Origin of the sequence: Flavobacterium sp. (assembly GCF_039916025.1) — a bacterium.
Taxonomy (GTDB): Bacteria; Bacteroidota; Bacteroidia; order Flavobacteriales; family Flavobacteriaceae; genus Flavobacterium.
Genome location: NZ_JBDSMB010000108.1, coordinates 1 through 15237 on the forward strand (window position 1 = coordinate 1; position 15237 = coordinate 15237).

13 protein-coding genes and 2 tRNA genes are annotated in these 15237 nt (G+C 34.8%); 9 read left to right on the plus strand and 6 right to left on the minus strand.

Features of this window, described 5'->3' with window-relative positions; genetic code table 11:
• Positions 1 to 69 precede the first annotated feature (69 nt).
• The gene (locus ABIQ27_RS07530) at positions 70 to 279 is read left to right on the plus strand and encodes a hypothetical protein (protein ID WP_348033190.1); all 210 of its coding nucleotides are present in this window, start codon (positions 70 to 72) and stop codon (positions 277 to 279) included.
• A 63-nt stretch (positions 280 to 342) separates the two neighbouring features.
• Here the strand turns inward: ABIQ27_RS07530 and ABIQ27_RS07535 are convergent, their stop codons facing one another.
• From ABIQ27_RS07535 to mutS, 4 genes are all read right to left on the minus strand, one after another.
• Complete coding sequence (locus ABIQ27_RS07535; protein WP_348033191.1) at positions 343 to 693, minus strand: DUF1508 domain-containing protein; 351 nt, start codon at positions 691 to 693, stop codon at positions 343 to 345.
• A gap of 56 nt (positions 694 to 749) precedes the next feature.
• Positions 750 to 835 (minus strand) — tRNA-Leu (locus tag ABIQ27_RS07540).
• 113 nt (positions 836 to 948) lie between these two features.
• Positions 949 to 1021 (minus strand) — tRNA-Gly (locus ABIQ27_RS07545).
• A 144-nt stretch (positions 1022 to 1165) separates the two neighbouring features.
• Complete coding sequence (mutS, locus tag ABIQ27_RS07550) at positions 1166 to 3772, minus strand: DNA mismatch repair protein MutS (RefSeq protein ID WP_348033192.1); 2607 nt, start codon at positions 3770 to 3772, stop codon at positions 1166 to 1168.
• Between the two features lie 152 nt (positions 3773 to 3924).
• Between mutS and ABIQ27_RS07555 the strand changes: the two genes are divergently transcribed.
• From ABIQ27_RS07555 to ABIQ27_RS07565, 3 genes are all read left to right on the plus strand, one after another.
• A complete protein-coding gene (locus ABIQ27_RS07555) occupies positions 3925 to 4398 on the plus strand; it encodes a DUF1573 domain-containing protein (RefSeq protein WP_348033193.1) in 474 nt (157 codons plus the stop codon).
• A gap of 78 nt (positions 4399 to 4476) precedes the next feature.
• Positions 4477 to 5007 carry an RNA methyltransferase gene (locus tag ABIQ27_RS07560; protein WP_348033194.1) on the plus strand — a complete coding sequence of 177 codons (531 nt, stop codon included), beginning with the start codon at positions 4477 to 4479 and terminating at the stop codon, positions 5005 to 5007.
• 61 nt (positions 5008 to 5068) lie between these two features.
• A complete protein-coding gene (locus tag ABIQ27_RS07565) occupies positions 5069 to 7204 on the plus strand; it encodes a T9SS type B sorting domain-containing protein (protein WP_348033195.1) in 2136 nt (711 codons plus the stop codon).
• A 2-nt stretch (positions 7205 to 7206) separates the two neighbouring features.
• Here ABIQ27_RS07565 and folK read toward each other — a convergent pair whose 3' ends face one another.
• On the minus strand, positions 7207 to 8343 hold the full coding sequence (folK, locus tag ABIQ27_RS07570) for a 2-amino-4-hydroxy-6-hydroxymethyldihydropteridine diphosphokinase (protein WP_348033196.1): 1137 nt from the start codon (positions 8341 to 8343) through the stop codon (positions 7207 to 7209).
• Between the two features lie 167 nt (positions 8344 to 8510).
• On the opposite strand from folK, the gene ABIQ27_RS07575 reads away from it, so the two are divergent.
• Positions 8511 to 11129: an AsmA-like C-terminal region-containing protein gene (locus tag ABIQ27_RS07575; protein WP_348033197.1), complete on the plus strand. Its 2619-nt coding sequence runs from the start codon at positions 8511 to 8513 to the stop codon at positions 11127 to 11129.
• A gap of 34 nt (positions 11130 to 11163) precedes the next feature.
• Here ABIQ27_RS07575 and ABIQ27_RS07580 read toward each other — a convergent pair whose 3' ends face one another.
• Positions 11164 to 11958 (minus strand): DUF2797 domain-containing protein, encoded by a 795-nt coding sequence (locus ABIQ27_RS07580; RefSeq protein WP_348033198.1) that lies wholly within the window; start codon positions 11956 to 11958, stop codon positions 11164 to 11166.
• Between the two features lie 78 nt (positions 11959 to 12036).
• On the opposite strand from ABIQ27_RS07580, the gene ABIQ27_RS07585 reads away from it, so the two are divergent.
• The 4 genes from ABIQ27_RS07585 to ABIQ27_RS07600 are packed head-to-tail and all read left to right on the plus strand — an operon-like array spanning position 12037 to position 15171.
• Positions 12037 to 13563, plus strand: coding sequence for a GH3 auxin-responsive promoter family protein (locus ABIQ27_RS07585; protein ID WP_348033199.1), 1527 nt, complete (start codon positions 12037 to 12039; stop codon positions 13561 to 13563).
• A 34-nt stretch (positions 13564 to 13597) separates the two neighbouring features.
• Complete coding sequence (locus tag ABIQ27_RS07590) at positions 13598 to 14089, plus strand: hypothetical protein (RefSeq protein ID WP_348033201.1); 492 nt, start codon at positions 13598 to 13600, stop codon at positions 14087 to 14089.
• Between the two features lie 54 nt (positions 14090 to 14143).
• The gene (locus ABIQ27_RS07595) at positions 14144 to 14293 is read left to right on the plus strand and encodes a hypothetical protein (protein ID WP_348033203.1); all 150 of its coding nucleotides are present in this window, start codon (positions 14144 to 14146) and stop codon (positions 14291 to 14293) included.
• Positions 14290 to 15171: an EamA family transporter gene (locus ABIQ27_RS07600; RefSeq protein WP_348033205.1), complete on the plus strand. Its 882-nt coding sequence runs from the start codon at positions 14290 to 14292 to the stop codon at positions 15169 to 15171. The genes ABIQ27_RS07595 and ABIQ27_RS07600 overlap by 4 nt, the downstream gene beginning before the upstream one ends.
• Positions 15172 to 15237: the final 66 nt, after the last annotated feature.

Here is a 15237-nt window from a genome sequence, read left to right on the forward strand (position 1 = left end):
TTATTTTAACCTATTAAAAAATTTATATCTTTGCCTCGAATTAATAATTAACCTTTTATATTAAGTAAGATGAAAAAAGTATTTTTAAGTTTAGCTGTTATTGCTGCATTAACTGTAGTATCTTGTAAACAAGCTGATGCTAACGCTGAAGTTGCTGTTGACTCAACTACTGTTGAAACTGTTGACACTGCTGCTGCTGCTGCTATCGATACTGCTGCTGCTGCAATTGATACTGCTGCTGCAAAGTTAGAAGAAGCTAAAGAAGAAGTAAAAAAATAATTAGATAACTCTAATTGTTTTTAAAGATTTAAAGCCACGCTCTGCGTGGCTTTCTTATTTTAATTAAACATCATCAAAAACCACATCTCCATTAGCAAAATCTAAAGTCTCAGATTTTGAAACATGTTTAATTATTTCATCAATCCCTTTTTGCATCATTAACTCTGTAGAATACTTTCTGCTGGCCGCCAGGATTCTTTCATCCAATATAATTTTAAAAAAAAACTTTCCGCGTGAAGTCTTAAACTTTAAGTAGTCCAAACTTTCGACAGAGGATTTTAGTAATTCTATTTCTTCCTCACATTCAAATTTCAATTCATGACTATTGCTTGTGAAAATCGTTTTCCCTTTTCGGGAAACGAATTCAAATTTGTAGAAGTCATTTAATCTTTTGCTGATAACAAAGGTTCCCATAAGAAATTTAAAAGTAATTAAAACAAAAAAGCTCCAAACACAGTTTGAAGCTTTTGTACTCAGAGCGGGACTTGAACCCGCACGAACATTGCTGTTCACTGGATTTTAAGTCCAGCGTGTCTACCAATTTCACCATCCGAGCAGAATGATTTTTTGATGGTTCAATTTTTAGAAAAAATTAATTAAATATACTCACCATCCGAGCTTATATGTTTTTATGATGATTAACATCATAATCAGAACGTTTATATTTTGAGCGAAAAACGGGGCTCGAACCCGCGACCTCGACCTTGGCAAGGTCGCGCTCTACCAACTGAGCTATTTTCGCATTCACATTATTTGTTAGAACGGCAATACTTATGCTGTATTGCGGATGCAAATGTAATATTTAAATTGAATATTACAAACGTTTTTTTTGAAAAAAACTTTGGAAAGCCCTAACCGGCTGATAAACACAATTCATTTGTAGTATTTATTTTTTCTGCAGCATACGTTTTAATTCATTTAGCTTCATCAAAGCTTCAATTGGCGTCAAAATATTGATGTCTAAATTCATTATATCTTCTCTTATTTCTTCCAATAATGGATCATCAAGATTGAAAATGTTCAATTGCATTTCATCTTTTGCTGATTTTATACCACTCAAAGATTCACTGGAATGATTTTTTTCTAATTTTTTCAGAAGTTTTTGCGCTTTCTGGATTACCGTTTGGGGCATACCAGCCATTTTTGCTACGTGAATACCAAAACTATGAGCACTTCCACCAGCTACTAACTTTCGTATAAAAAGAACGGTGTCTTTTAATTCTTTTACCGATACATTGTAATTCTTAATTCTTGGCAGCAACTCACTCATTTCATTCAATTCGTGATAATGTGTGGCAAACAATGTTTTTGGTCTGGCGGGATTTTCATGAAGAAACTCAGCAATGGCCCATGCAATCGAAATTCCGTCATAGGTACTCGTTCCACGTCCAATTTCATCAAGCAACACCAAACTTCTATCCGAAATATTATTCAAAATTGAAGCTGTTTCATTCATCTCTACCATAAAAGTAGATTCACCCATCGAAATATTATCACTTGCTCCTACCCGAGTAAAGATTTTATCTACAACTCCCATCCTGACTTTTTCGGCTGGAACAAAACTTCCCATTTGAGCCAAAAGCACAATCAACGCTGTTTGTCTCAAAATTGCTGACTTACCAGACATATTCGGACCGGTAATCATAATAAGTTGTTGTGATTCTCTATCCAGAAAAACATCATTGGGAACATACGGAACGCCAATAGGTAATTGTTTTTCAATAACCGGATGACGACCATTCGTGATTTCCAACTCAAATGTTTCATCAAGAACAGGACATACATAATCGTTTTCTATAGCTAATTGAGCAAATGAAATCAGACAATCTAACTGTCCGATCAAATTAGCGTTTAGCTGGACTTGTTTAATGTAAGTTGCAATCCAACTGACCAATTTTTCAAATAATTGACTTTCAATTTGGTGTATTTTTTCTTCCGCACCGAGAATTTTGGTCTCGTATTCCTTTAATTCTTCGGTAATATAGCGTTCCGCATTTACCAAAGTCTGTTTTCTAATCCATTCGGTCGGAACTTTATCTTTATGTGTATTTCTAACTTCTATATAATAGCCAAAAACATTATTAAAAGAAATCTTTAAAGAGGTAATTCCTGTTAATTCTGATTCACGCCTTTCTATGCCTTCCAGATATTCTTTCCCGGAAAAAGCAATGCTTCGCAATTCATCTAATTCGGGGTGAACTCCACTTGCAATAGCATTTCCTTTGGCAATTGCAACTGGGGCTTCCTGATTTAATGTAGATTTTATTTTTTCACGAAGCAAATCACAGGAATGCAAACTATCACCTATAACACGAACGGCTTCCTGTTTACTTTCTAAAGCAATTGTTTTTATGGGAATGATAGCATCTAATGATTCTTTAAGATAAATAACTTCTCTTGGAGAAATTTTTCCAGTAGCCACTTTAGAAATCAAACGCTCCAAATCTGAAATTTGCTTGATTTGGTATTGCATTTTTTGAAGGATTTCTAAATTCTCTTTCAAATAAGAAACTACTTCATGACGACCTCTAATCTTGTGAATGTCTTTCAAAGGCAATGCTAACCAACGCTTCAACAGTCTTGAACCCATTGGCGATAGCGTTTTATCAATCACATCCAAAAGTGTAACCGCATTTTGAGAATGACTGTGATACAATTCTAAATTCCGAATCGTAAATCGATCCATCCAAACATAGGCATCTTCCGCAATTCTTTGAATATTGGTAATGTGTTGGACTCTATTATGTTGCGTTTCTGATAAATAAAACAAAATCGCTCCCGAAGCTATAATCCCATCAAGCAATTCGTCAATACCAAAACCTTTGAGAGAAGTAGTCTGAAAATGACTGTTCAAAGTTTCAAGCGCATAGTCTTCTTTATAAACCCAATCTTCAAGATGGAAAACGTTGAATTTATCTCCGAATATTTCCTTGAATTGGTTTCGGTTGTTTTTTTGAATTAAAATTTCACTTGGACTGAAATTCTGCAGCAACTTATCAATATATTCTTCATTGCCCTGTGCTGTTAAGAATTCTCCGGTAGAAACATCAAGAAACGAAACGCCTAATTGCTTTTTACCAAAATAAATCGATGCCAGAAAATTGTTCGATCTTGATTGTAAAACCTCATCATTCATTGAAACGCCAGGAGTAATTAATTCGGTCACACCTCGTTTGACAATGGTTTTAGTCATTTTTGGATCTTCGAGTTGGTCGCAAATGGCCACACGAAGTCCAGCTTTTACCAATTTTGGCAAATACGTATTTAAGGAATGATGCGGAAAACCAGCTAGTGCTGTTTCGGTTTCAGAACCTGCGCCACGCTTAGTCAAAACAATTCCAAGGATTTTAGAAGCACGAATCGCATCTTCACCAAAAGTTTCATAAAAATCCCCTACTCTAAACAATAAACAGGCATCGGGATATTTTCTTTTTATCTCGTTGTATTGCTTCATTAAAGGAGTTTCTTTGGTCGAAGTTTCTTTGGCTGCCAATGGATTTGAAATTAATTTTCGTGAAAGCGAATTTAGATATTTTAGAATGATTTAGCCATCCTAAAAAAAATTAATTTAACCTTAAGACAAAAAAAATTGGAGCGTTTCAAATTTTAAATAGATTTGTCCCAGAAACTTAAATACTATAAAAAATGAAAAGAATTATCTTATTAGCTGCGATTACTGTTTTTGGTGTTGCAACTAGCAATGCACAAACTGCAAAAAAAACAGCTAAGAAAGCTGATGCTCCAGTTAAAGTTGAAACTCCTAGAGTTGAAGGAGCTGGAATGGTTTTCGAAAACGAAACAATCGATTACGGAACAATCCCTCACAATGCTGATGGAAAAAGAGAATTTGTTTTTGTAAACAACGGAAACAAACCATTACTTATTGAAAGCACACAAGGTTCTTGTGGTTGTACAGTTCCTTCAAAACCAGAAGGAGCAATTGCACCAGGTGCAAGAGGAGTTATTGGTGTTAAATATGCGACTGACAGAGTTGGTCCATTTACAAAAACTGTAACTATTAAATCTAATGCTACAGGACAAGAAACTAAAGTAGTTACAATCAAAGGAACTATTTTGCCAGATGCTCCAGCTGACGCTGCTGCTCCAACAAAAAGCTAAATTACTTAATTATAATTCAAGGAAAGTCTCGATAATATTGAGACTTTTTTTTTGAATATCTTTGCCAAAAATAAAAAAATGCGCAAGCTCGAAAATAATGAATTAGAAAGGAAATCAATTGAAGACTTCAAAGAAGCCAAAAAAACACCAATAATAATTATTCTGGATGACATCCGAAGTCTTCATAATATTGGTTCCGTTTTTCGGACTGCTGATGCATTTCTAATCGAAAAAATATATTTGTGCGGCATAACGGCAATCCCGCCAAACAAAGAAATTCATAAAACAGCGCTTGGTGCTACCGAAACCGTTGCGTGGGAATATCAAAAAGATATTTTAGCTGTAATTGAAAATTTAAAAAATGAAGCTGTTTCCGTTTTTGCCATCGAGCAGGTTGAAAATGCAATCTTTCTTCAGGATTTTAAAGTGGAGAAAAATAAAAAATATGCCTTAGTTTTTGGTAACGAAGTATATGGCGTTGCCCAAAAAGCCATTGAACTTTGTGACGGCACAATTGAAATTCCGCAGTTAGGAACTAAACATTCCCTCAACATTTCAGTAAGTACCGGAATTGTTGTTTGGGATTTGTTCAAAAAGATGTTGAGTTAATTTATACAGAGTTTTAGCATTTTTTTAAACCGACAATCCTCATTTTCTGTAACTTTGACTCATGAAAAAGAAGCTTGATAGTATTTTTACTATTATCATTTTAATCTTTGGTAGCTCAATTGTATTGGGTCAAGTAAGCATGCCTTTTAATCATACCAAAACTTCTAAAATTTCACAGAGTATATTAGCCAATGTCGCTCCTTACTTAGATGCTACAGGAAACCAGACTTATTGTCCAGGAGGCTCAACTAAAATTGTTACCGATATTACAATTGTTGATCCTGACGATCTTGGAATTGACGCTATTTACATTCAAATTTCCTCCGGATATTCTTATGGTGAAGATTTGTTAACGCTTACCGGAATTCATCCCAACGTAACATCAGCCTGGAATATAACTACAGGAACATTAACCCTGACAGGTATTTCGAGTCAGCCAACTTATGTTGAATTAGTAGCCGCAATAAAGGATATTGAATTTTCATCGGGCGCAGCAACTCCAAGTGGCATTAGAAACTTTTCCATTACGGTAGGGCAAGCTAATTATTTACCTTCAAATGGTCATTATTATCTGTATGTTCCCAATATCGGAATAACATGGACAGCAGCTTTAGCAGCGGCCCAAGCCAGTACTTATTATGGATTACAAGGTTATTTAGCCACTATTATTTCGGCTGAAGAAGCACAAATTGCCGGAGAACAAACAGTTGGCGCCGGTTGGATTGGCGGAAGCGATCAGGAAACTGAAGGAATATGGAAATGGATGAGCGGCCCTGAATTGGGAACAATTTTTTGGAATGGAAATTTTACAGGCTTTACTACCAATTATGCATTTTGGAATACTGGAGAACCAAATAATATAATAGACGAAGATTATGCACACGTTACAGCTCCCGGCGTTGGTATTGGAGGTTCATGGAATGATCTTTCAAACACAGGAGAACCCAGTGGAAGTTATCAACCCAAAGGTTATATAATTGAATACGGCGGAATGCCTGGAGATCCCATTTTGCATATTTCTACTAGTACTTCAATGCTGATTCCAACGGTTAGTTCAACACCAACTGCTCCAAGATGCGGACCTGGAACTGTAAATTTACAAGCCACTTCAACTACCGGAATTGTCTATTGGTATGAATTCGCTTCTGGAGGTTTGCCATTAGGAACCGGAGATACTTTTACAACTCCATCCATTTCGAGCACAACAGTTTATTATGCTGCAGCACATTATGGAACTTGTCCTGACATTTCAAGAATTCCCGTAACAGCAACAGTAAAGCCTAAACCTGTATTAGCTGTTAATTCTTCTCCATATTATATGTGTGAGGAAACTTATACTGTAATAGATATTCCGATTACTGTGGGTGTGATGTTTTGGTATGATAGTCCAACAAGTACAACCGCAATTTTTTCTGGGCCACATTTTATTGTTCCCAACATTCATCAAGACACTGTTTTTTATGCTGAAGCAAACTTCGATAATTGCATTTCAGATAGAGTTCCGGTTTATATCAATGTTTACAACGCTCCTGTTTTAGCTGATGATACTTTCATATTGTGTGAAGGTGATACAATAACTTTAAATGCAGGAAATCCAGGTATGACATACGCATGGTCAACTGGCGCAACAACCCAGACGATTCAGTCTAACGGACTTACAAACTACTCTGTTGTTGTTACAACTCTTGCTCCACAAAGCTGTTCCAAGACGAAAAATTTTACTATTACTTATCACACACAACCTGTCATTTCAACAATTGATGTGTTAGATTTGACGGCCACAATCAATACAACCCAAAGTGGTGACTTTGAATATTCTATAGACGGTGTGTTTTTTCAGAGCTCAAATACATTTACAGTATCAGAAGGTGGAATTTACATTGGATATGTAAGAGAAAAAAATGGCTGTGGTGTTGATCAAAAACAGTTTATTGTGATTTCAGTTCCCGATTTTTTTAGTCCAAATGGTGATAACATAAACGACACTTGGTCAATAAAAGGCGCATTTGCTTTTTCAACTGCTGAAGTGCTGATTTTTGACAGATTTGGAAAATTAATTACAATTTTAAATAACTCAAATCCATTTTGGGACGGCACTTATAATGGAAAGATTTTGCCTTCTTCAGATTACTGGTTTATAGCAAAAATTAATAATACTTTACCCGAGAGAAAAGGTCATTTCGCTATGATACGTTAAGTTTAGCTGGAAATCTTGTTCTGAATTTCATTTAAAATAAAAACATAATCTTCCTGATTGTTCTGGAAATCTCTATTGGTCACATCAATAATCAAAACATTCAAATCCGTTTGCGATTTTATGTAATCTAAATAACCATTGTTGATTTTTTCAAGATATTCGGCCGGAATTTCCTGCTCATAGCTTCTTCCTCTTTCTCTGATATTTTCCAAAAGCCGTTCCGTACTCTGATACAAATAAATATACAAATCGGGCTTTGGCATTTCTTTATAGATAATATCAAACATCGTTTTATACAAACGAAATTCATCTTCCGCAAGCGTAACTTTGGCAAAAATCAACGATTTAAAAATATGATAATCGGCTACAATGAAATCTTTAAACAAATCAAACTGCGCTAAATCATCTGAGATTTGTTGGTATCTGTCAGCCAAAAAAGACATTTCCAGCGGAAAAGCATAACGATTTTGGTCTTCGTAGAATTTTGGCAAAAACGGATTGTCTGCAAAACGCTCCAAAACTGATTTCGCATTGAAATCTTCTGCTAATTTATTGGTAAGTGTAGTTTTTCCGGCACCAATATTTCCTTCAATGGCAATGTAATTGAAATGGTCGAGTTTTAATTTGCTAATTGGAATTTCCAGATTTTGAATGACTTTGCAATTGCTTTTATCTTCAGAAAGTACCAATAGTTCATGCAGGTATTTTTGTAAAATCGGGTGACGCCAATCTAAATGTAAATCCTGCATTGGCAACAACACAAACAAGCGGTTTTGCATTTCTGGATGTGGCACCTGCAGTTTTTCGGAAGCGATGATTTCTTCATCAAAAGTAATGACATCAATATCAATAATTCGAGCCTGATAACCTTCAACATCTTCGCGAACTCTTCCTAAAGCTTCTTCAAGCAAAAGACATTCTTCCAAAATTTGGTGTGCCGATTTATGCGTATTCATAATCACAGCGCAATTGTAGAATTTTTCACTTTCAAAACCCCAAGCCGGAGTTTCATAAAGTTTGGAAACCCTAATAATTGTACCAATTTCTTTATGCAGATTATCAATGCAACGGGCAATGTTTTCGAGACGATTGCCTTGGTTGCTGCCTAAAGATAAAATGACCTGATGCTGCTTTTTCATGGAAGCACAAATTAACTAAAACTATTTTAGAATAATTGCAAAAACCGTCGACTGTTAATAACATTTTCTCAACAAATTAAAATCTTAAAACTTCCCTAAATATAACTATCTTCTCGTTAAAAGACATTAAATTTGTTAAAATAAACCGTAACTAAATCTATCACATCATGTTAAAGAAAATCTTAAAAATAGTTGGAATTGTTTTGTTGCTGTTAGTGATTTCGGCATTTGCAATTCCCTATTTCTTTAAAGATCAAATTAAAGCCAGAATTTTGACTGCAATCAATGAAAAAGTTGATGCTAAAGTGGCTTTCGCCGATGCTGATTTGAGTTTGTTTAGAAATTTTCCCAACGCTAATGTGACTATTGAAAAACTTTCAATCATAAACAAAGCGCCTTTTGAAGGCGATACTTTAGTTGCTTTTGAAGAATTAAATCTGAAAATGTCTATCAAAGAATTGTTCAATGGTGAAAATGAACCAATGAATATTGATGGAATTACATCCAAAAACGGTTTGATAAATATCATCTTCAACAAAGACGGAATTGGCAATTATGATATTGCGATAAAAGATGATAAAAAAGGCGATGATGGCAAAAGCAAACCACTTTCATTAAAAATAAAAGAATATTCAGTCGAGAATTTCAAGTTCAAATATTATGATGAAAAATCAAAAATAAAAATGGTTTTAGACAGCATCAATCATGAAGGAACAGGTGATTTTGCTTCTTCGAAATTGGATTTGGTTACCAAAACAACCGCGAAACTTTCGCTAGATATGGACAAATCAAATTATATGAAAAACGTGGCTATTTCTCTTGATGCTATTCTTGGAATTGATTTGGATAATAGCAAATATACTTTCAAGCAGAACAAAGCAAAAATCAACGAATTGCCTTTAGAATTTGATGGTTTCATCCAACTGGTTGACGCCGGACAACAATATGATTTGAAATTTAAAACACCGACTTCATCATTCAAAAACTTCCTGGGATTAATTCCGGCGCAGTATTCGAGCAATTTAAAAGATGTAAAAACAAGTGGCGATTTTACCGTTGCAGGTTTTGCTAAAGGTTTGTATTCTGATACTTCTGTTCCGAAATTCAATGTCGAAATTTCCTCAAACAACGCATCTTTTCAATATCCGAATTTACCGAAATCTGTTCGCAATATTATTATCGACACCAAAATCATCAACGAAACCGGTGTGATGAATGATACTTATGTGAACCTGGATAAATTGTCTTTCCAAATAGATCAGGATGTTTTCAATGCGAAAGCCAATATTAGAAATATTTCTGAAAATGCTTTAGTCAATGCTGCTTTGAAAGGAACCATTAATTTGGCTAACGTTTCTAAAGCCTATCCAATCAAATTAGACAAACCATTAAGCGGGATTTTAAATGCTGATGTTACTACAGAATTCGATATGAAATCTGTTGAAAAAAGTGATTATGCAAGAATTCGTAATGCCGGAACAATTGATTTGACTGGATTTAATTATACGGATGAGAATAATAAAACCATGAAAATCAGCCGGGCTTTAGTCTCTTTCGATCCAAGCCATGTGAATTTACAACAATTCAATGCAACCACAGGAAATACAGATTTGGCTGTAAATGGTGTTTTGGAAAACTTCTACGGATTTGTTTTTAAAAATCAGGAATTGAAAGGAAACTTCAACCTGAGCTCGAATCAATTGGCGGTTAACGATTTTATGACTTCGGAAGCTGATGCTAAAAATCAAACAAAAGCTAAGGAAGCTATGAAAATCCCGGCTTTTCTGAATTGTACTTTGACAGCAAAAGCGAACACTGTTTTGTATGATAATTTGGTTCTTAAAAATGTATCCGGAAAAATAATAATCAAAGACCAAAAAGCGACTTTAGAAAATGGTAAAACGGATATTTTTGGCGGTTCGATTGCGTTTGATGGCGATGTTTCAACCAAAGAGAAAGTATCTAAATTCAATATGAATCTAGGTTTGAATGGCGTTGATATTCAACAGACTTTTACCCAATTGGAAATGATGAAAAAAATTGCTCCAATTGCCGGAATCATCAACGGAAAACTAAATTCAAAAATCAAACTTTCAGGAAATCTGAAAGACAAAGAAATGACACCAGACTTAGCTAGTGTAACAGGAGATTTATTAGGCCAATTGCTTTCGACAACAGTAAACTCAAACAGTTCAACCTTATTGACGGCGCTGGATAGCAAATTGAATTTTATTGATTTGAAAAAAATAAACTTAAATGATTTGAAAACGGCAATAACTTTCAAAGACGGAAAAGTGAACATCAAACCATTTGATTTGAAATATGAAGAAATCAAGTTAACCGTTGGTGGGACCCATGGTTTTGACCAAAGCATGAACTACAATATGAAATTTGATGTTCCGGCCAAATATCTGGGAACAGAAATCAATAAACTGCTTGCCCGATTAACTCCGGCTGATGCCGAAAAAGTAAAAAATGTACCAATTACTGCGATGGTTTCCGGTAATTTTAAAAGCCCGAAAATAACAACAGATTTAAAACAGGCTACAACCAACCTGGTTGCAAGCATTGTAAAACAACAAAAAGATAAACTACTCGGTGGTGGAAAAGATGCACTAAATAATATTATTTCAAATGCAACCAAACCAAAAACGGACACCACAAAAACAAATGTGAGTAACGATGTGAAAACAAGAGCAAATGATTTATTGCATGGTTTGTTCAATAAGAAAAAAGCGGAACCAAAAAAAGTAGAAACTCCACCGGCAACCACGCCTCCAAAATAAAAAAAAACCCTTTCATAACAGAAAGGGTTTTTATTTAAACAGAAATCTTGACTACATAACCTTCAAAAGTGCGGACATTAAAAACTGTTCCGTCTTCAAAAATTAAGTATTGTCCTTTAATACCAATGAGTTTTCCGGTATAATTTGGTGTTTTGTCTAAATTCAGGCTCGTGACTTTGGTTGGATATTCCAGCACCGGGTAAATAAATTCGTGTATGTCTTCTTTTTCAGGAAAGTAAAACTCCTGAACTTCTGTCGGCAATAATTCTCTGACGCGTCTTTTTTCCAGAATTATATCTATCTGTGAGATTTCATTCTTTAGCATTTTCTGCCAGTTCGTTTTGTCAACAAAATGATTTTTTAAAGCTACTTCTGTAATTCCGGCCAGATAACGATTCGGAACTTCAACAATCGCAATCGCATGGCTCGCGCCCTGATCAATCCAACGTGTTGGCACCTGAGTTTCTCTTGTAACACCAACTTTTACTTCGCTTGATAAAGCTAAATATACAATATGCGGTTGCAATTGGACTTTCTTTTCATATTCCAAATCGCGGTCTTCAATATCCAAATGCGCTGTGCTTAACTCAGGTCGCATAATCCAATCACCCGCCGATGCTGAACTCATAAAGCAATCATAGCAAAATCCCTGACGGAAAATCTTTTTCTTTTTGCCACAATTCAAACATTGGTAACCAACGAAATTGATTTCCATCGATTTTCCCAGCAACTGATTTAAACTCAAAAAACTATCCTCAAAAACCAAATAATACTGAATTGGGTTTGAGAATTCTGTTTGCATCTTTGTTAATACACCTTCGTAAGTCATCGCTTATTTTTAAGTTTATTTCCTATATTTGGTAAAGTTATACATCGTAATTCGTAATTCATAATTCGTAATTCAAAAATGCCAATACCATTAATAAATTCTATTGCTTCGTGGGTTTTGAAACAGCGTATTCATCAGATTGAGTTGTTTTTAAAATATCCGCACGAAGTCCAGGAAGAACTGATGATGAACTTAATTCGCTCATCTGAAGAAACGGTTGTTGGTCAGAAATATGATTTCGAAAGCATTAAATCCTATCAGACTTTTACAGAAAGAGTTCCGATTTCGACTTATGAAGATTTGGAACCGATGATTGAGCTTACGCGAAAAGGTGCACAAAATGTTTTTTGGAACACGCCAATCAAATGGTTTGCCAAATCTAGCGGAACTACCAATGCCAAAAGCAAATTTATTCCGGTGAGTAGCGAAGCTTTAGAAAATTGTCATTACAAAGGCAGCAAGGATTTGTTGTGTATGTATTTGAATAACAATGAAAACTCCGAAATGTTTTTGGGCAAAAGTTTGCGTCTTGGCGGAAGTTCACAGATTTATGAAAACAACAATACTTATTTTGGAGATTTATCTGCAATCCTGATTGAGAATATGCCAATTTGGGCTGAATTCAGCAGTACGCCGAGCAATAAAATTTCGCTGATGCACGAATGGGAATCCAAACTCACACATATTATCAACGAAACCAAAAACGAGAATGTAACCAGTTTTGCCGGTGTTCCTTCGTGGATGTTGGTGTTGCTCAACAGAATCATGACCGAAACGGGAATTGAAAGTCTTAATGAACTTTGGCCAAACCTCGAAGTATATTTTCATGGCGGCGTAAGTTTTGAGCCTTACCGTGAACAATATAAAAAGATTCTGCCGCAAAATAATTTCAAATACTATGAGATATACAACGCTTCAGAAGGATTTTTCGCAATTCAGGATTTGAATTATTCAAATGATTTGCTGTTGATGCTGGATTATGGAATTTTCTACGAATTTATTCCGATGGATACTTTTGGAACCGAAAATCAAAAAGTAATCCGTCTTTCGGAAGTAGAATTATTTAAAAATTATGCGGTTGTGATTACGACCAATGCCGGACTTTGGCGCTATCTGATTGGCGATACCGTTCGTTTCACTTCTTTGTCTCCTTACAGAATTCGCGTTTCAGGAAGAACCAAGCATTATATCAACGTTTTTGGTGAAGAATTAATGGTTGAAAACACCGATATGGCTTTGGCCAAAACCTGTTCGGATTTGCATTGCGAAGTCAAGGATTATACTGTCGCACCAATCTTTATGCACGACAAAGAAAAAGGCGCGCACGAATGGATGATTGAATTCAAGAAATATCCTGAAGACATTGCTTTATTTCAAAAAACCTTGGATGAAAATTTGCAATCGTTAAATTCAGATTACGAAGCCAAGCGCTACAACAATATGACACTAAATCCTTTGTCTGTTAATGTTGCCAGAGAAAATTTGTTTTACGACTGGCTCAAAGAAAATGACAAACTAGGCGGGCAACATAAAATCCCGAGACTTTCCAACGAAAGAGATTATCTGGAGCAGTTAAAGCAGATGCAGGTTTTAGAGAAGAAATAATTTATAGAAATGAAGATATATTTTTCGAAGTAAAATGGAATCTGAAGCAATTATTAAAACAAAAATCAATTTTATTCCAATAGTTTTATTTCTTATTGGCTCAGTTCTTTTTGGATATTTTGCTTATGTGATTTTATCTTCACATATGACAATTGCAAAAGGCTCAGATGAGCAAAATGGAATGGTTGTAAAATGGTTAATATTTGGAGTTTTTATAATTTTTTCTGTTGGTTGCTTATACAATGTTGTTAGGTTAAAAATATTTACTTTGACTAAAAAGCACTTAATCATAAATCAACCTCTAATATTTTTTAAAAAATTTATACCATTGGAAAACATTGAAAAAGTCTATGAAAAAAATATTCAGATTAATAACATGTCAAGAGGTATGCAAAACGTTGCAGTTTACAAGGGAAAAGAGTCGCTAATTGAATTAAAAAACGGAAAGAAAATTAAGTTTGATTCATTAACAATTCGAAACTACTTTGAATTCAAAAAAAGTATTTTTCAACTAAGCAAAAGTTAAAAAAAACACAATCCAATCTGATTACATAGATACTTCAATAATTTTGCAAAATAAATGAAATCGTTGAAAAAAATCCTATACATACTATTCTTATTAGCTTTCCTAACTTCATGTGGTCCGCACCGAATGAAATGTGGTCCTGGAAGAAGATGCTTAGTTGATGCTCCAAAAGAAAAAATGATTATTAATAAATCTATTGTTTGAAAACAAAACTATATCTCGCGTTATTCTGTGTAGCATTCTTTTGGGGAACAACTTTCTTAGCAATCCGTGTTGGTGTTGAAACCATTCCGCCATTTATCTTAGCTGGTATCCGAAATCTGATTTCAGGTTCAATTATATTTCTCTATTTGTTCACTCAAAAAAAATTAGAACGTGTCAATACGAGACAATTCTTTCGCGCTTTTGTTTTGGCAATACTGATGATTGTTTTGGCAAACGGTTTGACCACTTATTCCGAAAAATATATCACCAGCGGATTGGCGTCGCTAATTTCTACATTAACGCCTTTCTGTGTTTTGATTCTGAATCTGATTTTAGGGCAGGAAAAATTATCGTATAAAACTATTGGCGGAATTCTCCTAGGCATGTGCGGTATTTTCCTGATATACCAAAGCAGCTTGTCCGATTTACTGATTCCGGAATACCGATATGGAATTTATGCGCTGCTGTTGGCTATTTTAGCATGGTCAATTGGAACTATAATTATGAAAAAAGGTGCTGAAAATTCATTAACCATGCTGATGAATGTTTGTGTTCAAATGCTTATAGCTGGTATAGTTCTGACTTCATTACAATTCTATTTGACTCCAAATATTTCAACTGTAAATTGGAGTATGGAAAGCATTATTGCCATGATATACCTTGCTTTATTTGGTTCGGTTGTAGGTTACGTAGCATTCAGTTATCTGCTAACGCAATTGCCTTCAACAAAAGTCGTGGTATTGTCTTATATTAATTTGGTAGTTGCATTGTTTTTAGGCTGGTTGATTTTGGACGAAACAATTACGAGCCGAATTATTATCGCAACTATACTGATTATTAGCGGTGTAATTATCGTAAATTATAAAAAAGCAAAATAAATTCATTTGTGTTGTAACATTTTTTGATTGCTAAAGTCTTATTGGACAATCATCAATCACGAGCGT